We start from the raw sequence: 20756 nt of genomic DNA, 5'->3' as shown, positions 1-20756 counted from the left end.
TCCGCTTCCGGCCTGCACGACGAGGTGCAGGCCGGCCTCTCCCCGCACGCGGGGAGAGGCGAACCCGTCCCTCCTTCGGAGACCGCCCATGACCATCGCCGTCAGCCCCACCACGGCCGAGGCCGGCAGCCGGCCGCAGGGCGTGCCGGGCCCCGCCCGCCCGGCGACGCCGGCCCACATCATCCGCGACGACGCCGAGGCGATCCGCATCGCCCACGAACTGGCCAAGGAATTCCGCGAGGGCGCATCCGAGCGCGACCGCACCAACGCGCGGCCGCTGGCCGAACTCGACGCCTTCTCGCAAAGCGGCCTGTGGTCGATCAACGTGCCGAAAGCCTTCGGCGGGCCGGAGGTCTCCTACAGGACACTGGCGCAGGTGATCGCGATCATCGCCGCCGCCGACCCGTCGATCGCGCAGATCGCCCAGAACCATCTCGGCATCGTCGCGGCGATCCGCACCGTCTCCGACCCGGAGCAGCAGGCCCTTCTGTTCGCCGAGGTCCTGAAGGGCACCCGCTTCGGCAACGCGTTTTCCGAGCGCGGCACCCGGCGCGCCGCCGAGTTCGAGACCCGCTTCACCGACCACGGCGATCACGTCATCGTGCGCGGCCAGAAGTTCTATTCCTCCGGCGCGCTCCTCGCCCATCTCGTGCCCATCGTCGCCCTCGATGGAGAGGGCCGCGCCTGGTACGCCATCGCCGAGCGCGATGCGCCGGGGCTGACGGTGATCGACGACTGGTCGGCCTTCGGCCAGCGGGGGACCGCGAGCGGCACCGTGATCATCGAGGACGTGCGGGTGGAAAAAAGCCACCTCGTGCCGGGCTACCGCGCCTACGAGGCGCCGCGGGCGGACGGGGCGATCTTCCAGATCATCCAGGCGGCGGTCGATGCCGGGATCGGCCGCGAGGCGATCGACGACACGATCGCCTTCGTGCGCGAGAAGGCGCGCCCCTGGATCGACAGCGGGCAGGAGCGGGCTTCCGACGACCCCCATACCATCCGCGCCATCGGCGACCTGACCATCCGCCAGCACGCGGCGGAAGCCCTGCTCGACCGGGCGGGGCTCGCCATCGATGCGGCGGTGGCGAACCCGACGCCGGAGAGCGTGGCCGCGGCCCAGATCGCCACCGCCGAGGCCAAGGTGCTCACCACCGAGGTGGCCCTCGCCGCATCAAACACCCTGTTCGAACTCTCGGGCACCCGCTCGACGCTCGCCGAGCACAATCTCGACCGCCACTGGCGCAACGCCCGCACCCACACGCTTCACGATCCCGTGCGCTGGAAATACGCGATCGTCGGCAACCACGCGCTCAACGGGGTGAACCCGCCGCTTCACGCCTGGAGCTGAGGCCGCCGTTCGGGACGACGGACCGGACCGCTGCGCCATAGGGGCGCGGCACCGGCTCGGATCAACCTGAACGCCGGTCGCGTTCCCCTGCCGGTTTTCGATCCATTCCAGACTGGCCGCGCCCCGCCGCGGCCGGTCCGGAAGCGCGGAACGGCAGGCTTCATGACGGATCATTCGACGAGAGACCGGCGCTTCGACCCGACGCGCCGCACGGTGATGGGAAGCTGCGCCGCCCTGGCGACGCTCGGCGCTTCGATGCGCGGCCGGGCGAATGCCGCCCCGGCAGCGGCCGCCGACCCGCAGCCGCAGACCATGCCGGTCTCGCTGACCATCAACGGGCAGCGGCACGACCTCACCCTCGACACCCGCACGACGCTGCTCGATGCGCTCCGCGAGCATCTCGACCTCACCGGCTCGAAGAAGGGCTGCGACCACGGCCAGTGCGGCGCCTGCACGGTTCTGGTGAACGGGCGGCGGATCAATTCATGCCTGACCCTGGCCGCGATGCACGAGGGGGACGACGTCACCACCATCGAGGGGCTGGCGAAGGGCGAGGAGCTGCACCCGCTCCAGGCCGCCTTCCTGCACCATGACGGCTACCAGTGCGGCTACTGCACGCCGGGTCAGATCTGCTCCGCCGCCGGCATGCTGTCGGAGATCGAGGCCGGCTGGCCGAGCCACGTCACGGGCGATCTCTCGGCCAAGGTCTCTCTGAGCGACGAGGAAATCCGCGAGCGGATGAGCGGCAACATCTGCCGCTGCTCGGCCTATCCCAACATCGTCGCGGCGATCCGCGACGCCGGCACCAAGATCTGAGGGGGCGAGACCATGAAGGCTTTCGCCTACGAGCGCCCCGCCACGGTCCAGGACGCCGCGCGCCTCGCCGCCGAGCGGCCCGACGCCCGCTTCATCGCCGGCGGCACCAACCTGCTCGACCTGATGAAGCTCCAGATCGAGACGCCCGCGACCCTGATCGACGTCAACCGCCTGCCGCTCGCCGACGTGACCGATACGGAGGAGGGCGGCCTGCGCATCGGCGCGCTGGTGCGCAATTCCGATCTCGCCGCGCATCCGCGGGTGCGGGCGGACTACGCGGTGCTCTCGAAAGCCCTGCTCGCGGGTGCCTCGGGCCAGCTGCGCAACAAGGCGACCACGGCGGGGAACCTGCTGCAGCGGACCCGCTGCTACTACTTCTACGACACGACCAAACCCTGCAACAAGCGTGAGCCCGGTTCGGGCTGCGCCGCCATCGGCGGATTCAACCGGATCATGGCGGTGCTGGGGGCGAGCGACGCCTGCATCGCCACCAACCCCTCCGACATGAACGTGGCGATGCGGGTCCTCGACGCGACGGTGGAGACCATCGACCCGAAGGGCGCGACGCGAACGATCCCGATCGCCGAGTTCCACCGCCTGCCCGGCGACACGCCGCAGATCGAGACGACCCTCAAGCCCGGCGAACTCATCACCGCCGTGACGCTGCCGAAACCCGTCGCGGGCGTGCACCTCTACCGCAAGGTCCGCGACCGGGCGTCCTACGCCTTCGCCACGGTGTCGGTGGCGGCGATCATCGCCAAGGGGGAGGGCGACCGGCCGAAGCTGGCCAAGCTTGCCTTCGGCGGGCTCGCCCACAAGCCCTGGCGGATCGAGGCGGCGGAGGCCGCCCTGGTCGAGACCGGCTCGGCGGATGCCGCTTCCGACCGGGTGCTGGAGGGCGCCCGCGGCCAGGGCTCCAACGACTTCAAGATCCCGCTCACCCGCCGGACGCTGCGCGCCACCGTCGCTGAAGCTCTTCGCGCCTGACCCTTTCGAGCCTGAGGAATTCCGCCATGGACATGAACCAGCCGATCGGCGCGACGCCTCTCGACGGCAAGCCGGACGGGCTCGTCGGTCGCCCGATCGACCGCATCGACGGGCGCCTCAAGGTCACGGGCCGCGCGCCCTACGCCTACGAGACCCGCGACCTCAAGAACCCCGCCTACGGCTTTCTCGTCGAGGCCGGCATCGCGCGCGGCCGCATCCGCAGCCTCGACGTCTCCGCGGCCAAGCGTGCGCCCGGCGTCCTTCTCGTGATGACCCACGAGAACGTGCCGGAGCAGGGCGAGAAGAAGGAACAGGTCTACCCGCAATTGCAGGGCCCCGAGATCCGCTTCCACGGCCAGCCCATCGCCTTCGTCGTGGCGCAGAGCTTCGAGCAGGCCCGCGCGGCGGCCGCCCTCGTGAAGGCCGAGTACGACGCCGAGAAGCCCGAGGCGTTGCTGAAGGCGGCCCGGCCCACGGCCGTCGAGCCGAAGCCGGCCCAGACGCCGCCGGATTCGAAACTCGGCGATTTCGACGGCGCTTTCGCCGCCGCGCCGGTGACGCTCGACGTGGAATATACGACGCCGGTGCAGATCCACGCGCAGATGGAGCCGCACGCCACCATCGCCTCATGGGAGACCGGCCCCGACGGCGACCGTGTGACCCTGTTCACCGCCAACCAGATGCTCAACCGCGGCCAGACCTCGCTGGCCTCGGTGCTGAAGTTGAAGCCGGAGAACGTGCGGCTGGTCTCGCACTATATCGGCGGCGGCTTCGGCTCGAAGCTGCAGCCGCAGCCCGAGGCGATCCTCTCCGCGCTGGCCTCGAAGACGCTCAAGCGCCCGGTGAAGGTGGCGCTGACCCGCCAGCAGGAATTCCACGTCGCCACCCACCGCAGCGACACGATCCAGCGCATCCGGCTCGGCACCGACACGAACGGGCGGCTCACCGCGATCGCCCACGAATCGTGGTCGGCGACGGCACCGGGAGACGTGTTCTACGAGACCTCGGCCGTCGTCACCCGTTCGCTCTACGCGGCGCAGAACCGCCTGACCCGGCACCGGCTCGCCAATCTCAACGTGCCGATCGCCTCCGCCATGCGGGCGCCGGGCGAGGCGGTGGGCCAGCTCGCGTTCGAATGCGCCATGGACGAGCTGGCGGAGCAGCTGAAGGTCGATCCGATCGAGCTGCGCATCCGCAACGAGCCCGAGCAGGATCCGGAGAAGCGGGTGCCGTACTCCACCCGGCAGCTCGTCGCCTGCATGCGCGAGGGCGCGCAGCGCTTCGGCTGGGACAGGCGCGGCGCCACCGGGACGACGCGGGACGGGCGCTGGCTCGTCGGCATGGGCATGGCGGCGGCCTCGCGCCTCAACCCGCTGATGCCCTCGCAGGCGGGCGTGCGGCTCAACCCCGACGGCACGCTTACCGTGCGGATGGCGATGACCGATATCGGCACCGGCACCTACACGATCCTGGCCCAGATCGCGGGCGAGATGATGGGGCTGCCGATCGAGCGCATCCGCGTCGAGATCGGCGACACCGCCTATCCGAAGGCCGCCGGCTCCGGCGGCTCGTTCGGCGCGGGCTCGGCCGGCTCGGCGCTCTACGTCGCCTGCGACAACCTCCGGCAGGCGCTGCTGCAGACGGCCGGCATGAACCCGGACGGCGCGGTGTTCGCGGAAGGCAAGGTCACCTCCGGCGACCGCTCGGAGACGTTGACGGAGCTGGCCGGCGCGCGAGGGCTCGAGGCTAAGGGCGAGATCAAGCCCGGCGCGATGAAGGAGAAGTTCTCGCAGCACTCCTACGGCGCGCATTTCGCCGAGGTCGGGGTCGATGCGGATACCGGCGAGATCCGGCTGCGGCGGATGCTCGGCGTGTTCACCGGCGGGCGCATCCTCAACCTGAAGACCGCCCGCTCGCAGGCCATCGGCGGCATGATCTTCGGCATCGGCGCGGCGCTGATGGAGGCGGCCGAGACCGACGCCCGCTACGGCTACTTCGTGAACCACGATCTGGCCGAGTACCATGTGCCGGCGCATGCCGACGTGCCGGCGATCGATGCGGTGTTCCTGCCCGAGCTCGACGACAAGGCGAACCCCCTCAAGAGCAAGGGGCTCGGCGAGGTCAGCATCTGCGGCGCGGGCGCGGCTTTGGCCAACGCCGTCTACAACGCCACCGGCCTGCGCATCCGCGACTACCCGCTCACCCTCGACAAGGTGCTCGACGGCTGGAACGAGCGGGAGGGCGCGGCACAGCGCCGGACCTGATCGTCTCGCGCCATCGCCTTGACGGCACCCGGATTGCGGATCGTGATCCGGGTGCCCATCTCGGACGTATCGCCCTCCTCGAACGCCCCCACCGGCCCCGGCCGGAACGCAGTGTCATGCCATGTCCCGTTTTCCGATCCTTGCCATCGCGCTCGTCCTCGGCGGCATCACTCTGGCCGGTGCCGCCCAGGCCTTCCCCGATGACGAAGCCTCGGCCCGCTACCGGCGGCTGATCGAGCAGCTTCCGCCCTCCGAGCGCCCGCGCCCGCACGATCCGCGCTGGACCACGAACGCGATCAGCCCGAGCACCGGCCGCTTCGGCCTGCCCCTGTCCGGACCGGCCGCCCGCGGCGGGATGACGGCGTTTCACTGACGGCGCGGGCGGCTCGTCGGCCCTCCGCCGCATCTCGGGATGACGCGTTCGCGGGCGGCGCACCCCGCAAGGCCCTTCCGGCCCGACCGGCTTTTCGTGCAAGTCTTCATCCCGCTCATGCCCAGTCATGGATGCGGTGACGGCGGGGGGTCGAGGGCGTGATGGATATGAAGCGCGAACCGGAAACGGCTGCGCCGCCGAATCTGCTGGAGCGGCTGTTCGAGCTGGAGGCGCACGGCACCACCGTGCGCACCGAGCTGCTGGCGGGGCTCACCACCTTCCTCACCATGGCCTACATCGTCTTCGTCAACCCGAGTATCCTGGCCGATGCGGGCATGCCGAAGGGCTCGGTCTTCGTGGCGACCTGTCTCATCGCCGCGCTCGGCTCGGCCGTGATGGCGTTCGCCGCCAACTGGCCGGTGGCGCTGGCGCCGGGGATGGGGCTCAACGCCTACTTCGCCTACGTCGTCGTCCAGGGCATGGGCTATCCCTGGCAGGCGGCCCTGGGGGCGGTGTTCATCTCCGGGCTATGCTTCCTCGCCGTGACGCTGACGGGTCTGCGCCGGATCATCGTCGAGGGCATCCCGCGCTCGATGCGGATCGCGCTCACCGTCGGCATCGGCCTGTTCCTCGCGATCATCGCGCTCAAGAACGCGGGCGTGGTGGCGGCAAGCCCCGCCACCTTCGTGACGCTGGGCGACCTGCGCCAGCCGGGCACGGTGCTGGCCGCGCTCGGCTTCCTGATGGTGGCGGTGCTCTCGGCCCGGCGGATCAAGGCGGCCCTGCTCCTCACCATCCTGGCGGTGACGGGCCTGAGCTTCGTCTTCGCCGGCAACGCCTTCCAGGGCATCGTCTCGGCGCCGCCCTCGCTGGCGCCGACGCTGTTCGCCCTCGACATCCCCGGCGCGCTGACGGGAGGGCTCGTCAACGTCATCCTCGTGCTGTTCCTGGTCGAATTGTTCGACGCCACCGGCACGCTGATGGCGGTGGCCAGCCGCGCCGGGCTCCTGCCGGAGGCCGGGCGCTCACCCCGGCTCGACCGGGCGCTGATGGCGGATTCCGCGGCGATCTTCACCGGCTCGCTGCTCGGCACGTCGAGCACGACTGCCTATCTCGAGAGCGCCGCCGGGGTGGAGGAGGGCGGACGCACCGGGCTCACCGCCGCGACGGTGGCAGTCCTGTTCCTCGCCTGCCTGTTCTTCGCGCCGCTGGCCGGCTCGGTCCCGGCCTACGCCACCGCGCCGGCCCTGTTCTACGTCGCCTGCCTGATGCTGCGCGACCTGACCGCCCTCGACTGGGACGATCTCACCGAGGTGATCCCGGCCTGCGTCACCGCGCTGCTGATGCCGTTCACCTATTCCATCGCCAACGGCGTCGCCTTCGGCTTCATCACCTACGCCGTCCTGAAGGCGCTCACCGGCCGCGCCCGCGAGGTGAAGCCGGTGGTGTGGGGGATCGCAGCCGTCTTCCTGTTCAAGTTCGTCGAGACCGGCGGCGCGCACTGAGTGTATCGGCGTGCCCGCGCGGCACCGGAGCCAGGCTCAGACCCGCCATTCCGACGCGATCGACCGGATCGAGGACGAGAACGCGAGCCGCCGCGCGACCGGTGGCACGATCCGTCAATGAATTCGCGCCAGGATCGACGGCGTCCAGGCCCGCCGGGTTCGGACGGCACCGGCCATGGATACCGGCCATGATCAAGCGCACCATCAAGCGCACCGGCCTCGCGGTCCTTCTCGGCCTCGGCGGCTTCGCCCTGGGCAGCGGCATCGCGCGGGTGACGGAGAAGGCGGGTGCCGGCCCCGTCGGAGCCGCGGAGGCACCGCCGGCCCTGCGCCACATCACGCAGTTTCCCCCGCCGCCCGCTCCCGACAAGCCCGCGAAGGACAGCGTCCGCTCAGGCCGCTGAGCGCGCGGTCGGAGCCTGCGCCGCCAGGCCGCCATGCGCCTCGGCAAGGATCGCGTAGGAGGCGAGCCGCGCCTCGTGGTCGTAGATGGCCGAGGCCACCATCACCTCGTCGGCGCCGGTCTCGGCGGTCAGCGCCTCCAGCCCGGCGCGCACCGTCTCCCGCGAGCCGACCAGCGCGCGCGCCAGCATCCGCGAGGCCTGCGCCTTCTCCGACGGACTCCAATACGCCTCGATGTCGTCGATCGGCGGGGGCAGGAGACCGCGGGTGCCGCGGACCAGCCGGGTGAATTGCTGCTGGGCCGTGGTGAACAGGCGCCGCGCCTCCGCGTCGGTCTCCGCCGCGACGACGTTGATGCCGACCATGGCGTAGGGCCGCTGCAGCTGCTCGGACGGCTGGAAGCGGGCGCGGTAGGCCGCGAGCGCCGGCAGCAGCGCGTCCGGCGCGAAATGCGAGGCGAAGGCGTAGGGAAGGCCGAGCATGCCGGCGAGCTCCGCCCCGAACAGGCTGGAGCCGAGGATCCACAGCGGCACCCTGAGTCCGGCGCCGGGCACCGCCTGCACCGCCTGCCCCTCCCGGACCGGGCCGAACAGGGCCTGCAATTCGAGCACGTCCTGGGGAAACCGCTCGGCCGAGCCGTAATCGCGGCGCAGGGCCCGGAGCGTCGTCCCGTCGGTGCCCGGCGCCCGGCCGAGCCCGAGGTCGATCCGGCCCGGATACAGCGATTCCAGCGTGCCGAACTGCTCGGCGATCACCAGTGGCGCGTGGTTGGGCAACATGATCCCGCCCGCGCCGACGCGGATGCGGCGGGTGCCCGCCGCCACGTGGCCGATCACCACCGCCGTCGCGGCGCTGGCGATGCCGGTCATGTTGTGGTGTTCGGCGAGCCAGAAGCGGCGGTAGCCGAGCGCTTCCGCGTGCCGGGCGAGGCCGACGCTGTTGGCGAGCGCCCGCCCCGGCGTGGCGCCCTCCGGGATGAAGGCGAGATCGAGGACGGAGAGGGGAGGCAGGGAGGAGGGGGTGGGAGCTGGCATGGACGCGTGACGCACCTTCGCTCTGCGCCTGTGCGGGCGCACAAAATCGGTTTCCCCTCGATGCGGACAGATCGTGTGCGAGGCGGCCCGGCGCAAGGAACCGGGCCATCGCGCCCAGGTCGCTTGCAGGACGCTCGCAGGGCGCGAGCGCCGTCGGAAGACTTATTTCCGGCGGAAAGAAAGGGGCTTGCGCGAGGCGCGCGAACCGTCCTAGCCTCTCCTCGTCGGCGCTGCGGCGTCGCCCTGAGACAAGGAGGTCGGCCATGAGACATCACGGCATTAACGGCTCCCCCGCGCGCACCGCCGACGCGGATCAGGACACGCCACCCAACCAGAATCGGCAGGGATAGTGGCTCCCTGAACGCTGCGGAAGGTCGAGTTCCCCCGCCGGTCCGAGGACGGGGCAGCAGCTCCCACCGCGCGCGAGAGCGTGGCCCCTGCGAGAGCCCGTCGGTGAAAGCCGGCGGGCTTTTTCCTGGCGCGGAAGCTTAGAGCCTGCCCAATCACCCGGCACGGAAGCGAAATTTCCAGCACATCGGGTTGTACTCGTCGTCACGGCTCAAGGTTTGCACGAACGTCATCCGACCCGCGGCTCGGAGACCGGCGCCGGATGCCACTCTTTCATTTCGAGCTATGCCGCAATGGCCGGAAGATCGGCCGGACGGAAACGCGCGACTGCCCCGATTGCGGCATGGCCTTCCGCGCCGCCCGCGACATGATCCGCACGTTGCGCGAGGCCGACACCCTGAACGACAAGGTCCGCGACCACACCCTTCGGGTCAGCTACGTTGATCACTCGACGCTGTTCGACCTGCCGCTCAACCTGGGGATCTGAGACCGTTCGACCGGACGACCGAGCACCGGAGCCGCCTGCGCGGGAGGCCGCCGGCCTCCGTCCGATCCGAGCCCCCGGCCCGAGGTGCCGCGCGGTGCCGGCACCTCGGGCTGTAACGATCACCCCTTCCAGTTCTTCAGAGCGGCGAACGGGCTGCCGGAGAGGTCCGGGGGCGGGGGGTTGAGCACCGGCTCGACCTGGGCGACCGCATCCTCCCGCGAATGCGCGCTGCCGTTCGGCAGCTTGCCGCCGGCCGCGTCGCGGTGGCCGCCGCCGCGGAAGGCGCGGGCGCCGTCCAGCGCCGTGCCGTCGATGGAGCGGAACGAGAGCGTGCCCGCCCGCTGCACGTTGACGACCCGCTTGGCGCGGCCCGCCTCCATCACCTGGTCGGAGACCCGCTGGAAGGTGCCGGAATCGAGGCCGAAGGAGAGCAGCGTGCCGTCCGAGAGCGGGTGGAACAGCGCGTCGGAGCGGGCGAGCGCCCGGGCCAGCCGCTGGCGCGCGGTGAGCGTCGGGTCGTCGCCGGCCTCCCCGGCGAGCAGGCGGTCGACGAGGCCGGCGCGGAGCTCGCCCGCGCGGCGCTCCAGCTCGGCCGGCGTGGCGCCCGCCCGCAGCAGGCCGGCCGCCGCCATCAGCAGGTCGGAGACGAAGCGGTCGTGCCAGGGATGGCCCGCCGGGACCAGGGTCGAGACGCTGTCCCAGAACAATTCGTCCAGGGCGAGGCCGCCGGCGAAGGGCGGCTCGCCCTTCTTCCACAGGTCGAGCGCCTCCACCGCCTCGATCAGCGTCGCGAGGTCGGCCGCCTGTTCCTCCGGCAAGGTCTTCTCGGGGGCGTAGAGGGCGCGCTGGTCGTGCGCCATCCGCGTGGCGCAATGCGCCTCGTCGATCAGCACGAACACCTCCGGGTCGCCGAGATCGGCCCGCAGCAGCCCGGCGCGCTCGGGATCGGGCCCGATCTCGAGGTTCTGGCGCTTGAGCTGGTCGATCGAGGAGGCGTGGTGGTCGAGCACCACGAGGCGGTGGCGTGCCTCCTCCGCCCGGCCGCGATTCATCGCGGCGAAGCGGCGCAGGAAGGCGATGGTCGGCTCCTCCAGCCCGAGATCGGTCATCAGCAGCGTCTCGGAGGCCGCCGTGCCGCGCAGGCGCTTCAGCTCGTCCTCCACCACCGGGCCGACATCGGAATAGCGGGCGACATGGATCACCCGCGACACCTCGGCGAAGGCGGCGGCGACCGTCGTGGCACCGTAGCCGTCGAGGTCGTGATGGGAGACCTGCGTGACGATCATCGGCAGAAATCTCGGCTCAAGGCTGGACAGGAGGCTCGCGGGACGCGAGACGGCGGGCACCGCCGGTGCGGCGTGCGAGGTCCGAGCCTCTTACGCCGACCGGCCCCGAAAGGTCCACGGGCCTTCGGTGGCTCCGGCGCGTCGCGCATCGGCCGGACGCGGCGGCCGATGCACCGCGACACCGGCGCGACGAGGCCGCGACGACGCCGCGGCGACTGGGCAAACCCGGCAACCTTAACGCCCGGTTCAGGCGTTGAGAGATCCAATCTGCAACCGTTCTTCATCCCGAGAACCGGCGAGGGCATGACGCAAGCGACCGAACCTTCGACCCGCGATGCGCGGCCGATCGACCGTTCCCACGGCCCGAGCGACGGCATTTGCTTCGACCGGCGCCGGCTGATCGGCGGCGCCGCGGCCGGCGCCGCCCTGGCCCTGCTGCCGGCCGCCGCGAGAGCCGAGGCCGCGCCGCCGGCGCTCCCCGCCGCGGGCTCGCCCTTCTCGGACGCCACCGTGCCCGACCTCGCCCGGGCGCTCGGCAACCGCCCCTTCGCGGGCCAGCCCGCGAACGACGTCCCCGACGCGCTCAAGAACCTGCCACGGGAGGCCTACGAGGGGATCCGCCTCCGGTCCGAGGCGCTGATCTGGGGCGGCGAGCCGCACGGCTTCGCCGTCGAGCCGCTCGTGCGCGGCTTCTACTACACCGACCGGGTCGCGCTGTTCCTCGTCGAGGACGGCGTCGTCCGCCCCGTCGTCTACGAGCGCGGGCACTACGAGGCCGGATCGGAGGCGGGCGTGGCGGCTTTGCCGGAGACCGATCCCGGCTTCTCCGGCCTGCGCATCCGCGCGCGCTTCGGCGAGCGGCACCAGGATTTCGCGGTGTTCCAGGGCGCCTGCTTCTACCGGCTGGTGGGGCAGGGCCAGGAATTCGGCGTCAATGGGCGCGCCCTGATGCTGCGCCCGGCCGACCCGCGCGGCGAGGAATTTCCGCGCTGGCGCGCGCTGTTCGTGGAGCGCCCGAGGACGCCCGACGGCCCGCTCGTGATCCATGCCCTGATCGATTCCGACTCGCTCGCCGCGGCCCTGCGCCTGGAGCTGCGCCCCGGCGCGACCTCGACCGCCGCGGTCACCGCCACCCTCGTCACCCGCAAGGCGATCGACCACCTGGGCCTGGGCGGCATGCAGGCGCCGTTCTTGTTCGGCCCGCACGACCGGCGCGGCGCCGACGACGCCCGGGCCGCGGTCTACGCCGCGGGCGGCCTGCAGATCCGCAACGGCGGCGGCGAGGCGATCTGGCGCCCGGTGCGCAACCCGGAGACGCTCCAGATTTCGGGCTTCCTCGACAATGGCCCGCAGGGTTTCGGCCTGATCCAGCGCGACCGGTCCCCCACGACCTTCGAGGACCACCTTCACCCCTGGGAGCGCTGCCCCTCGCTGTGGGTCGAGCCGGGCGAGGCGGCGGGCGTCAAGGAAGGCGGCGAGGGGAGCGCGGGCCCGTGGGGGGAGGGCGCCGTGACCCTTCTCGAGATCCCGAGCGACGCCGAGATCAACGAGAACGTCATCGCCTACTGGCGGCCGAAGGCGGCCCTGCCGGCGGGTCAGGAGATCCGCGTCGCCTACCGGCAACACTGGGGCGGCGAGCCGTCGGTCGGTCCGCTCGCACGGGTCACGGGCACCCGCAGCGGCCGCGGCGGCGCCACGCCCCGGCGCCTGTTCCTCGTTGACTTCACCGGCGACGTCCTGTTCACGCCGGAGGGCGCGATGGTGCCCCTCGACACGGTGCTGATCGCCGGTCCCGGCCGGATCGTCGAGGGCGCGACCCGCTGGATCGCCCGTCCGGAAACCCGCACCGTGCGCGTCGCCTTCGAGCTGGATCCGGGCAGCGAGCGGGCGGTCGAGCTGCGCCTTGCCCTCAAGACCGAAGGGCGGCAGATCACGGAAACGTGGCTCTACCGCTGGACGCCGTGAATCCTTCCCGGCCCTCCCCCGAATCCTCGCCGGAGCAACGATGCCCGACCCCGCCGCCAGCGTCTCGACCGTGATGGACCGCCCCGCGCCGGTGGAGGATCGTGCCGAGGCGAGCCTCGGTCGGGCCGCGATGCCGCAGCGGGCGCCGCTGACGATGCCGGTGCAGGACCTGCGCACCCGGCCCGCGACGCGCCGCGACGGCGGCGGCGGCCCGCTGCTGGCGCGTCTGTTCGTGTTCGGCGGCGCGGCCGCGCTGACCGCCTACGGCGGCTGGCAGATGTACGAGGTGATCTCGGTCTCCGGCGGCACCACGTGGCTCCAGTACGTGCTGCTGGTGCTGTTCGTCCTGAACTTCTCCTGGATCGCCCTGGCCTTCACCGCCGCGCTTCTCGGCTTCGCGGCGCTGCTGCGGCGCGAGCCTCCGGCCCCGCTCCCGACCGGGCTCGCCACTCGCACCGCCATCGTCATGCCGGTCTACAACGAGGGCAGCGCCCGGGTCTTCGCCGGGCTCCAGGCGATGCACGAGGCCGTCGAGGCCACCGGCCTCGGGCGCCATTTCGATTGGTTCGTCCTGTCCGACTCGACCCAGGCCGATGCCTGGATCGCCGAGGAGCGCGCCTTCCTGGCCCTGCGCGAGGAACTCGGGCCCGAGGCCCGCCTCTACTACCGCCACCGGGAAAAGAACCATCACCGCAAGGCCGGCAACATCGCCGATTTCGTCACCGGCTGGGGCGGGGCCTACGACCACATGCTGGTGCTCGATGCCGACAGCCTGCTCACCGGCGCGTGCATCGTGCGGCTCGCCGCCGCGATGGAAGCGGATCCGCAGGCCGGCATCATCCAGAGCCTGCCGCTCATCATCAACCGCAACACGCTGTTCGCCCGGCTCCAGCAATTCGCCGCGCGTATCTACGGCCCCGTCATCGCCACCGGCCTCTCGGTCTGGTCGGGCCGCGACGGCAATTACTGGGGCCACAACGCGATCATCCGGATGCGGGCCTTCGCCGAGGCCGCCGGCCTGCCGGACCTCAAGGGCCGCCCGCCCTTCGGCGGCCACATCCTCAGCCACGACTTCGTCGAGGCGGCGCTGATCCGCCGCGCCGGCTGGGGCGTGACCATGCTGCCGCGCCTGGAGGGCTCCTACGAGGAGAGCCCGCCCTCGCTGATCGACCTCGCCGTGCGCGACCGGCGCTGGGCGCAAGGCAACCTTCAGCATGCCCGCATCATCGGCGCGGCGGGCCTCGCGCCCGCCTCGCGCCAGCACTTCGCGACCGGCATCGCCGGCTACGTCGCCTCGCCGCTCTGGCTTGCGCAACTCGTGATCGGCATCGTCATCGTGCTGCAGACCGCCTGGGTGCGCCCGGAATATTTTTCGGCCGAGTTCGGCCTCTATCCGGTCTGGCCGCGCTTCGACCCCGTGCGCGCGCTCCAGCTCTTCGCCCTGACCATGGGCATCCTGCTCGCCCCGAAAGTTCTCGGCCTCATCCTCGCGCTGCTCGATGCCGAGACGCGGCGGGCGAGCGGCGGGGCCGGGCGGCTGACCCTGTCGTTCCTGATCGAGATCCTGCTCTCGGCGCTGATCGCCCCGATCGCGATGCTGATCCAGTCGGGCTCGGTGTTCCAGATCCTGGCCGGACGCGACACCGGCTGGAACCCGCAGCGCCGCGACGACGGCTCGATTCCGGTCTCGGACATCGTGCGCCGCCACCGCTGGCATACCGGCCTCGGCCTCGTCACCGGCGTTGCGGCCTTCGCCATCGCCACCTCCCTGTTCCTGTGGATGTCGCCGACGATCCTCGGCCTCGTTCTGGCGATCCCGCTCTCCTGGGCGAGCGGGCAGCTGGCGCTCGGCCTCGCCCTGAAGGGCCGCGGCCTGCTGGTCACCCCCGAGGAGCAGGCGCCGCCGGCCATCGCGCAGCGCGCGGGCGAACTCGCCCGCCGCAACGCGGCGCGCGGCTTCGACGACGCGGACGCGCTCGCCGCCCTCCACGCCGACGCCGCCCTCGCCCAAGCCCACGCGGCGATGCTCCCCGAGGGTAGGCCCCGTCCGCGCGGTCACATCGACGCCGATCACACCTTGGCCCGCGCCAAGATCGTGGAGGCGGAGTCCCTGACGGAAGCACGGACCTGGCTGACCCCGAAGGAGCGCTTCGCGCTGCTCCACGACCGCGCGGGCCTCGATCAGCTCTCGCGCCTGAAGCCCGCCTGATCCTCGCGCTCCGTCGCCCTCCCGTGACCACCCCGGGCCCGCCGCCCGCGAAGCGCCGAACCGCACATCGCACGTTGACGCTGATCCCCGCGCGGTCATAGACAGATTCCACCGCCGGGGCCGGCGGCGATCGCGCAGCTCCGAGCGGAAGCGGAAGGGTGGCCGAGTGGTTTAAGGCAGCGGTCTTGAAAACCGCCGTGGGGGCAACTCCACCGTGGGTTCGAATCCCACCCCTTCCGCCAGTTTTTTGATTACATGGCAGAGCGAAATTTTCTGGGCTGTCACTGCGAACGAGTGTGAGTAGATCGTAGCGCTGGAGCGCCAGAATTTTAGATTATGACGGGCTCGATAGATGCTGAGAAATGCATCCACCAGCTTCGGCCGCTGCCGATCTCGACTGCTGAACACGAAGGTAATTTCTATCACAGACGACCACTGGAAAGCTTCGGGATCTGATTAGATATACATATGCAAGGTTTTACGAGCCATTTAGACGGCCTGCTTACTAATTACGCAAGACTGGCCGATTGCGACGAGCTATTGCTCGGCTCCGCTTCCTTTGACTGGAACTCACGGCTCCTAGACCTCGCATTCCGCCGAGCCGATGTGGCGAGCGAGGGCAAGACCGCAGGCTTTACAGCCGAGCTCCGTGGTCAAGCCTTGCATTTTTGATGAACACCTTTATGGCCGTGGTAAAGCAATATAAGAAGGTGAGATAGACGCGCGCGTCATGCGTCCGCTCAAGTTACGATTGTAAATAGTTTGTCGCTTATATGCCCTGAGCGAGAACGTATTTACATTTAATTCTATTGGAACAGCATGGCTGGAAGCAGAATGATCAACATGAAAGAGCACGGCAATTTTTCACCAGAACGCGGCAATCATTCTGCGCATATTGAAGATATCAATGCAGCAATTGATTCGGTGAGGAGCACAGTGGCATCTCTTCCGACTAGATATGATCTATATGGCAATGATCTAATTAGATCAAGTGATAGGCCGGATGGGCGAAAAGATTCGCTACATTCTTCCATGAGAGAAGTACTTGCAAAGCTGAGTGACATTCACGAAAAAATTGGATCCCTCAACCATCCAAATTCGAACAAAATCAATAAGGACTATGAGGGAATGCGTCTGTTAGAAGCGATTGAAAATGCGGATCTACGTGCCGCCCTAATTCAGGCCCAGGAAGCGAGCGTTTTCAAGGGCTTAGCAATGAATCAACTTGAGCAACGACTGGCGCAACTAGCAGAACTACAATCGCATTTCGAAACACGGGATCCTTCGCGCTCGTTCGCTGAGAGACTGGAGATGGTAGTAAACTACATAGAAAATATGAAGTCAAAAGAACATTATCAACGGTGGGTCAAAAGCTTCAACACAGGGATAGAAAACAAAGATAGAGCTGAAAATTCCGAGCTAACGGAAATCAAAACCGAGTTGGAAAAAATGAAAATCAAATTAGATTTATATAAGCGCCAAGCCGAAAACATTGGACGTCGAAGTGCGATTGGAGAGACGAGAAAACTTTTTTCGAAATTGCGCTTTAAGATTAATAAAATCTAAATTTGACGGAGATTGGTATCGATGAGGTTGGCGCAAGACATGCTGGATAAAGCATTCAAGCTTGGGCTTTTCGACAGTCATTATTATGCTGTTCAGGCAGGCGAGATCTTTCCAGATAACAAAACTGCATTCGATCACTTCGACACTGTAGGATGGAAGAAAAACTTAAATCCGTCACGTTTTTTTGATACGAGGTTTTATCTGCAGCATAATTCAGATGTTCGTGTCGAGGGCATTAACCCTTTGACTCACTATATAGAATATGGGCGCATAGAAGGTCGAGAGATCCGCTTAGGAAAAGGTGCGATTTCTGTGAAGCCTCAAGCCCCGCTCGATGATGATTGGAATTCTATCAGAGGATGCAACTCTGAAGCGTCGGCTGCAGACTCAATAGAAGTTGTTGATATCATTATTCCTGTATACAGGGGATATGATGATACATTAGCATGTATATTTTCAGTCTTAAAATCATGTAATGAAACTCCGTATAGATTGATTGTCATTGATGACCAAAGCCCCGACGCAAAATTATCTGAAATGCTGGATATGCTTTCAGCAGCCGGACATATCTATCTTTTGCGCAACACTACAAATTTGGGATTTGTTGGCACAACCAACCGCGGCATGTTATTGAGCCGTTATCGAGACGTCGTGCTACTCAATTCCGATACCATAGTATACGGCGATTGGCTTGATCGACTGCGTTATCATGCAAAAAAGGAGCAAAATATTGGCACTGTGACGCCGTTTTCAAATAATGCAACTATCCTATCATATCCTTACTACCTTGCAAATAACAACACCGACTTAGAAACGGATTATGAAGATCTCGATCGAATGTTTCGCCTTGGAAACTATAGACGTTCATCGTCAATAATAACCGGAGTCGGCTTCTGTTTCTATGTTAATCGAAGCTGCATCGAACACATTGGCGTCTTCAATGTTGATCTTTTTGGGCGTGGATACGGCGAGGAGAATGATTTCTGTCGTCGTGCAGAAAAGTCTGGATGGCAAAATCTCGCAGCGTGGGACATCTTCGTTCGGCATACAGGTGAAATCTCCTTTCACGACTCAGCCTTAGCAAGTAAAGCGGCCGGCTATGCGGCTTTGCTAAGTGTACATCCTGAATACGACGCAGAAGTGCAAGCTTTCATTGCTGAAGACTCACTGCTCGAAGCCAGAAGAAATGTCGATTTGCAGCGTATTTCTGCTGCAAAAAAGCGTGTATTGTTTATAGAACACGGGCGTGGTGGCGGGACAGATAGGCATATTAAAGATCTTGCAGAAAGACTTAATCATGAAGATTTCATCATAATTCATTGTCGGCCAGGCGAGGCTAATACCGTCCTATTTTCTGGCTTAGGTTTACATGAATTCCCTAACTTGCCCACCATCGCTATGCACGACAGGACGCGACTTCTTGACTTTGCCAGTCAGTTGAAGCTTGACTTCGTCCATATCCACTCCTTGCTTGATTTCGATCTACCAAGCATCGCTCAATTCTGCATCGCATTGAGCGAGACTGGCTTGCCTTTGTATTATACCGCCCATGATTATGCCAGTATTTGCCCTAAGATTACTATGACTGATTGGAGTGGTATGTATTGCGATAGTATCTCTGAAGATTACTGTCTGCATTGTCTTAGCAAAGAGGCTGACTCGCTCGCAGGAACGAATATAACCGAATGGCGCTCAATTTATAGCGATTTATTCAAGAAGGTTCGAAGGATAATTGTCCCCCATGAAGATGTGACCGGTCGCCTAAAAAAATATATGCCTGATGTAAACAGCGTCATAGTTCGAAAGCATTTCGGGGGTCGAAATATCTCAAGCAATAGCATTAATTTCACAGTGCCCCCCGGTAATCAGCTGAAGAAAGTTGCTATCGTCGGAGCAATTGGTCCGCATAAAGGCTCTAGCTTGTTGTTGCGCATTGCTGCTGATGCATACAACCGCCAACTGCCTCTAAAATTTAAACTTTATGGCTACAGTGACCGCCAAGAGCTAGCTCAATTTCCCAACATGGAAGTTACAGGAAGATACCTCGAGGATGAGATCCACAGTATGTTGCGGACCGATCGTCCAGACGTGATACTTTTGCCATCTATTTGGCCTGAAACACATTGTTATACTCTTGATATTGCATTTGAATCGAATCTTCATCCTGTAGTATTCGATATTGGGGCGCAGGCTGCAAGAGTGCGAGAAGCTCGGTTTGGAACTGTGTTGCCCCTGTCATACAACCTGAAGCCGTCTGAATTAAATGAATTTCTGATGTCCTTAAGTAACGATGGAAACAATACTTCTATGATACCTTGTGCCGCGAGCTGGCAATCTGAAAAATTCTATTATGATCATGACTAGTGCTAGGTAAGAAAATGTGCTGTCGTATTTATCTGGTGGGCGCTAGCCGAGATATAGGAGTGTCATAAAGTGTTTGGTTTCGATAGGATAACCGGAAAACGTATTTACGTTTCAGGGGACCCGAATGTATGGCTTGTGTATCATGAGCAGCGGCATCGCATCGTTTCGCCTGAAGTTTACGATGCTCTCTTTTCAGAGATTGAAGGGCTGGTGGAGTTCCCTGCCCTCAACGAGATCCCTATCGGATATGAGCTAGGAGTAGGCACTTGTTTAGTACAGGCAGAAGGTGAGATCGCGCGTTATTTGCTTGTGGATACTCCGGAAGGAGTTCGGCGGTTACATATCTCAACTTGGAATGTCTGGGAGATATTTTCCTTCAGCGAGAACAGTCTACAAAAAGTTTCTCCTCTGCTCCTGAAAAATGTCAAAGAAGGCGCTTGTCTTTAGTGCGTCAGCTCTTGCAGGGCGACAAGAAATACTTACTAGATAGATTCGATGTAGCTCAATACTTTGCAATGTATGCGAAAACTCGGGTCATCGTCCTCATCGCAGAAGGCTCAAATGATCGACACGTTGAAGCTTCCAATCCGCGATCTAGGCCGATGATTATGTTTCTGTGTTCCCTAGCCAATTCGGCAGTCGCGGATGCAGATGTGCGATTCAACTGTGGAGATTAAAGTTGTCGATAGGTAAATCGCTCAGATTGAGCCTCATCGTAGCAGACATCGGCCAAGGGTTGAAGTATCTTTCTCGAACTAACGGATTAGATTGTTCGATCGTTTCAAATCAACCGCGGCATCTATTGTCATGTTAATTTTCGCGGATTGTGGATTTGTTACTTTTACAAATCAAATGCACGCTGGCAAAGCGTTTTCGCTTTGAAATGACTAGCGCTTTTCTAGGCTAAAAAATCGTCGAGCATTATACTTACCAATGTGTGGGGCAATGCGGCGCTTGAATAATGAGACGACTCTTAATATTAGCGTTTATCAAACATGTCGCTTCAAAGTTTTTTGGAAACATGCCATTTCTTTCCTCACATAGTCGGGCATTTTTCCGTCAGAGTGGTAGGCGCGACCCATCGTTATGCATCTGTTGTATGCAGCATAGTATGTACAGCCATATAGGAAGGACACGATGCGCATTCTGGTGACGGGCGGCTGCGGCTTCATCGGCTCCGCCCTCGTGCTGCATCTGGTGCAGGATCTCGGCCACGAGGTGCTCACCCTCGACGCCCTGACCTACGCCGCCAACCCGATCTCGCTCCAGCCGCTGGCGGACGATCCGCGCCACCGCCTGGAACAGGCCGACATCTGCGATCCAGCCCGCGTCCACGCCCTCTACGCCGACTTCAAGCCGGACGCGGTGATGCATCTGGCCGCCGAGAGCCATGTCGACCGCTCGATCACCGATCCGGGCGCCTTCGTGCGCACCAACGTCATCGGCACCCAGGTCATGCTCGACGGCGCCCGCACCCACTGGGAGAGCCTGTCCGGCGCGGCGAAGGCGAACTTCCGCTTCCTCCACGTCTCCACCGACGAGGTCTACGGCTCGCTGCCGCCGGACGCCTTCTTCACCGAGGAGAGCCGCTACGACCCGCGCTCGCCCTACTCGGCGTCGAAGGCGGCCTCCGATCACCTCGCCCGCGCCTGGCACGAGACCTACGGCCTGCCGGTGCTGGTGACGAACTGCTCGAACAATTACGGACCGCGCCACTTCCCGGAAAAGCTGATCCCGCTGATGATCCTGGCGGCGCTGGAGGGCAAGCCGCTGCCGGTCTACGGCGACGGGATGAACGAGCG

General features: G+C 65.2%; 16 protein-coding genes and 1 tRNA gene. 15 read left to right on the top strand and 2 right to left on the bottom strand.

Annotation, left to right across the window (positions count from 1 at the left end):
* Positions 1-88 precede the first annotated feature (88 nt).
* The 7 genes from HNR01_RS25685 to HNR01_RS25655 all read left to right on the top strand — a co-directional run bounded on the left by HNR01_RS25685 (position 89) and on the right by HNR01_RS25655 (position 7697).
* The gene (locus HNR01_RS25685) at positions 89-1348 is read left to right on the top strand and encodes an SfnB family sulfur acquisition oxidoreductase (protein WP_153875635.1); all 1260 of its coding nucleotides are present in this window, start codon (positions 89-91) and stop codon (positions 1346-1348) included.
* A 162-nt stretch (positions 1349-1510) separates the two neighbouring features.
* A complete protein-coding gene (gene paoA, locus HNR01_RS25680; protein WP_153875634.1) occupies positions 1511-2164 on the top strand; it encodes an aldehyde dehydrogenase iron-sulfur subunit PaoA in 654 nt (217 codons plus the stop codon).
* Between the two features lie 12 nt (positions 2165-2176).
* A complete protein-coding gene (locus HNR01_RS25675) occupies positions 2177-3151 on the top strand; it encodes an FAD binding domain-containing protein (RefSeq protein ID WP_017484462.1) in 975 nt (324 codons plus the stop codon).
* A gap of 26 nt (positions 3152-3177) precedes the next feature.
* A complete protein-coding gene (locus HNR01_RS25670) occupies positions 3178-5415 on the top strand; it encodes a molybdopterin cofactor-binding domain-containing protein (RefSeq protein ID WP_153875633.1) in 2238 nt (745 codons plus the stop codon).
* A gap of 121 nt (positions 5416-5536) precedes the next feature.
* The gene (locus HNR01_RS25665) at positions 5537-5788 is read left to right on the top strand and encodes a hypothetical protein (RefSeq protein ID WP_017484460.1); all 252 of its coding nucleotides are present in this window, start codon (positions 5537-5539) and stop codon (positions 5786-5788) included.
* A gap of 161 nt (positions 5789-5949) precedes the next feature.
* Entirely contained in the window at positions 5950-7293 is a 1344-nt protein-coding gene (locus tag HNR01_RS25660; protein WP_183670652.1) for an NCS2 family permease, read from the top strand.
* Positions 7294-7481: 188 nt separating this feature from the next.
* Positions 7482-7697 carry a hypothetical protein gene (locus HNR01_RS25655; protein ID WP_183670650.1) on the top strand — a complete coding sequence of 72 codons (216 nt, stop codon included), beginning with the start codon at positions 7482-7484 and terminating at the stop codon, positions 7695-7697.
* Here the strand turns inward: HNR01_RS25655 and HNR01_RS25650 are convergent.
* On the bottom strand, positions 7686-8729 hold the full coding sequence (locus tag HNR01_RS25650; RefSeq protein WP_153875629.1) for an LLM class flavin-dependent oxidoreductase: 1044 nt from the start codon (positions 8727-8729) through the stop codon (positions 7686-7688). The two genes, HNR01_RS25655 and HNR01_RS25650, sit on opposite strands and share 12 nt — an antisense overlap.
* A gap of 610 nt (positions 8730-9339) precedes the next feature.
* On the opposite strand from HNR01_RS25650, the gene HNR01_RS25645 reads away from it, so the two are divergent.
* On the top strand, positions 9340-9564 hold the full coding sequence (locus HNR01_RS25645; RefSeq protein WP_017484456.1) for a hypothetical protein: 225 nt from the start codon (positions 9340-9342) through the stop codon (positions 9562-9564).
* Positions 9565-9683: 119 nt separating this feature from the next.
* On the opposite strand, the gene HNR01_RS25640 is transcribed toward HNR01_RS25645, so the two are convergent.
* On the bottom strand, positions 9684-10850 hold the full coding sequence (locus HNR01_RS25640) for a dimethylmenaquinone methyltransferase (RefSeq protein ID WP_183670648.1): 1167 nt from the start codon (positions 10848-10850) through the stop codon (positions 9684-9686).
* Between the two features lie 303 nt (positions 10851-11153).
* On the opposite strand from HNR01_RS25640, the gene HNR01_RS25635 reads away from it, so the two are divergent.
* The 7 genes from HNR01_RS25635 to HNR01_RS25605 form a co-directional block, all read left to right on the top strand.
* On the top strand, positions 11154-12815 hold the full coding sequence (locus tag HNR01_RS25635) for a glucan biosynthesis protein D (RefSeq protein WP_183670646.1): 1662 nt from the start codon (positions 11154-11156) through the stop codon (positions 12813-12815).
* Positions 12816-12855: 40 nt separating this feature from the next.
* Positions 12856-15024 carry a glucans biosynthesis glucosyltransferase MdoH gene (gene mdoH, locus HNR01_RS25630; protein ID WP_183670644.1) on the top strand — a complete coding sequence of 723 codons (2169 nt, stop codon included), beginning with the start codon at positions 12856-12858 and terminating at the stop codon, positions 15022-15024.
* 152 nt (positions 15025-15176) lie between these two features.
* Positions 15177-15266 (top strand) — tRNA-Ser (locus tag HNR01_RS25625).
* Between the two features lie 592 nt (positions 15267-15858).
* The gene (locus HNR01_RS25620) at positions 15859-16590 is read left to right on the top strand and encodes a hypothetical protein (RefSeq protein ID WP_183670643.1); all 732 of its coding nucleotides are present in this window, start codon (positions 15859-15861) and stop codon (positions 16588-16590) included.
* Between the two features lie 21 nt (positions 16591-16611).
* A complete protein-coding gene (locus HNR01_RS25615) occupies positions 16612-18954 on the top strand; it encodes a glycosyltransferase (RefSeq protein WP_183670641.1) in 2343 nt (780 codons plus the stop codon).
* A gap of 69 nt (positions 18955-19023) precedes the next feature.
* Complete coding sequence (locus HNR01_RS25610; RefSeq protein ID WP_183670639.1) at positions 19024-19401, top strand: hypothetical protein; 378 nt, start codon at positions 19024-19026, stop codon at positions 19399-19401.
* A 690-nt stretch (positions 19402-20091) separates the two neighbouring features.
* Positions 20092-20756 (top strand): dTDP-glucose 4,6-dehydratase (locus HNR01_RS25605; RefSeq protein WP_183670637.1); only part of this gene is annotated, 665 nt, incomplete at its 3' end.

Source organism: Methylorubrum rhodesianum, from assembly GCF_014199985.1.
Taxonomy (GTDB): domain Bacteria; phylum Pseudomonadota; class Alphaproteobacteria; order Rhizobiales; family Beijerinckiaceae; genus Methylobacterium; species Methylobacterium rhodesianum.
The sequence above is the reverse complement of the archived record's forward strand: the minus strand, read 5'-3'. Positions and strand labels throughout refer to the sequence as shown.

Excerpts from the sequence above, each read along its gene's own strand:
- HNR01_RS25685 (WP_153875635.1), top strand. The coding sequence starts at position 89 with ATGACCATCGCCGTCAGCCCCACCACGGCCGAGGCCGGCAGCCGGCCG.
- paoA (WP_153875634.1), top strand. The coding sequence starts at position 1,511 with ATGACGGATCATTCGACGAGAGACCGGCGCTTCGACCCGACGCGCCGC.
- HNR01_RS25675 (WP_017484462.1), top strand. The coding sequence starts at position 2,177 with ATGAAGGCTTTCGCCTACGAGCGCCCCGCCACGGTCCAGGACGCCGCG.
- HNR01_RS25670 (WP_153875633.1), top strand. The coding sequence starts at position 3,178 with ATGGACATGAACCAGCCGATCGGCGCGACGCCTCTCGACGGCAAGCCG.
- HNR01_RS25665 (WP_017484460.1), top strand. The coding sequence starts at position 5,537 with ATGTCCCGTTTTCCGATCCTTGCCATCGCGCTCGTCCTCGGCGGCATC.
- HNR01_RS25660 (WP_183670652.1), top strand. The coding sequence starts at position 5,950 with ATGGATATGAAGCGCGAACCGGAAACGGCTGCGCCGCCGAATCTGCTG.
- HNR01_RS25655 (WP_183670650.1), top strand. The coding sequence starts at position 7,482 with ATGATCAAGCGCACCATCAAGCGCACCGGCCTCGCGGTCCTTCTCGGC.
- HNR01_RS25650 (WP_153875629.1), bottom strand. The coding sequence starts at position 8,729 with ATGCCAGCTCCCACCCCCTCCTCCCTGCCTCCCCTCTCCGTCCTCGAT.
- HNR01_RS25645 (WP_017484456.1), top strand. The coding sequence starts at position 9,340 with ATGCCACTCTTTCATTTCGAGCTATGCCGCAATGGCCGGAAGATCGGC.
- HNR01_RS25640 (WP_183670648.1), bottom strand. The coding sequence starts at position 10,850 with ATGATCGTCACGCAGGTCTCCCATCACGACCTCGACGGCTACGGTGCC.
- HNR01_RS25635 (WP_183670646.1), top strand. The coding sequence starts at position 11,154 with ATGACGCAAGCGACCGAACCTTCGACCCGCGATGCGCGGCCGATCGAC.
- mdoH (WP_183670644.1), top strand. The coding sequence starts at position 12,856 with ATGCCCGACCCCGCCGCCAGCGTCTCGACCGTGATGGACCGCCCCGCG.
- HNR01_RS25620 (WP_183670643.1), top strand. The coding sequence starts at position 15,859 with ATGATCAACATGAAAGAGCACGGCAATTTTTCACCAGAACGCGGCAAT.
- HNR01_RS25615 (WP_183670641.1), top strand. The coding sequence starts at position 16,612 with ATGAGGTTGGCGCAAGACATGCTGGATAAAGCATTCAAGCTTGGGCTT.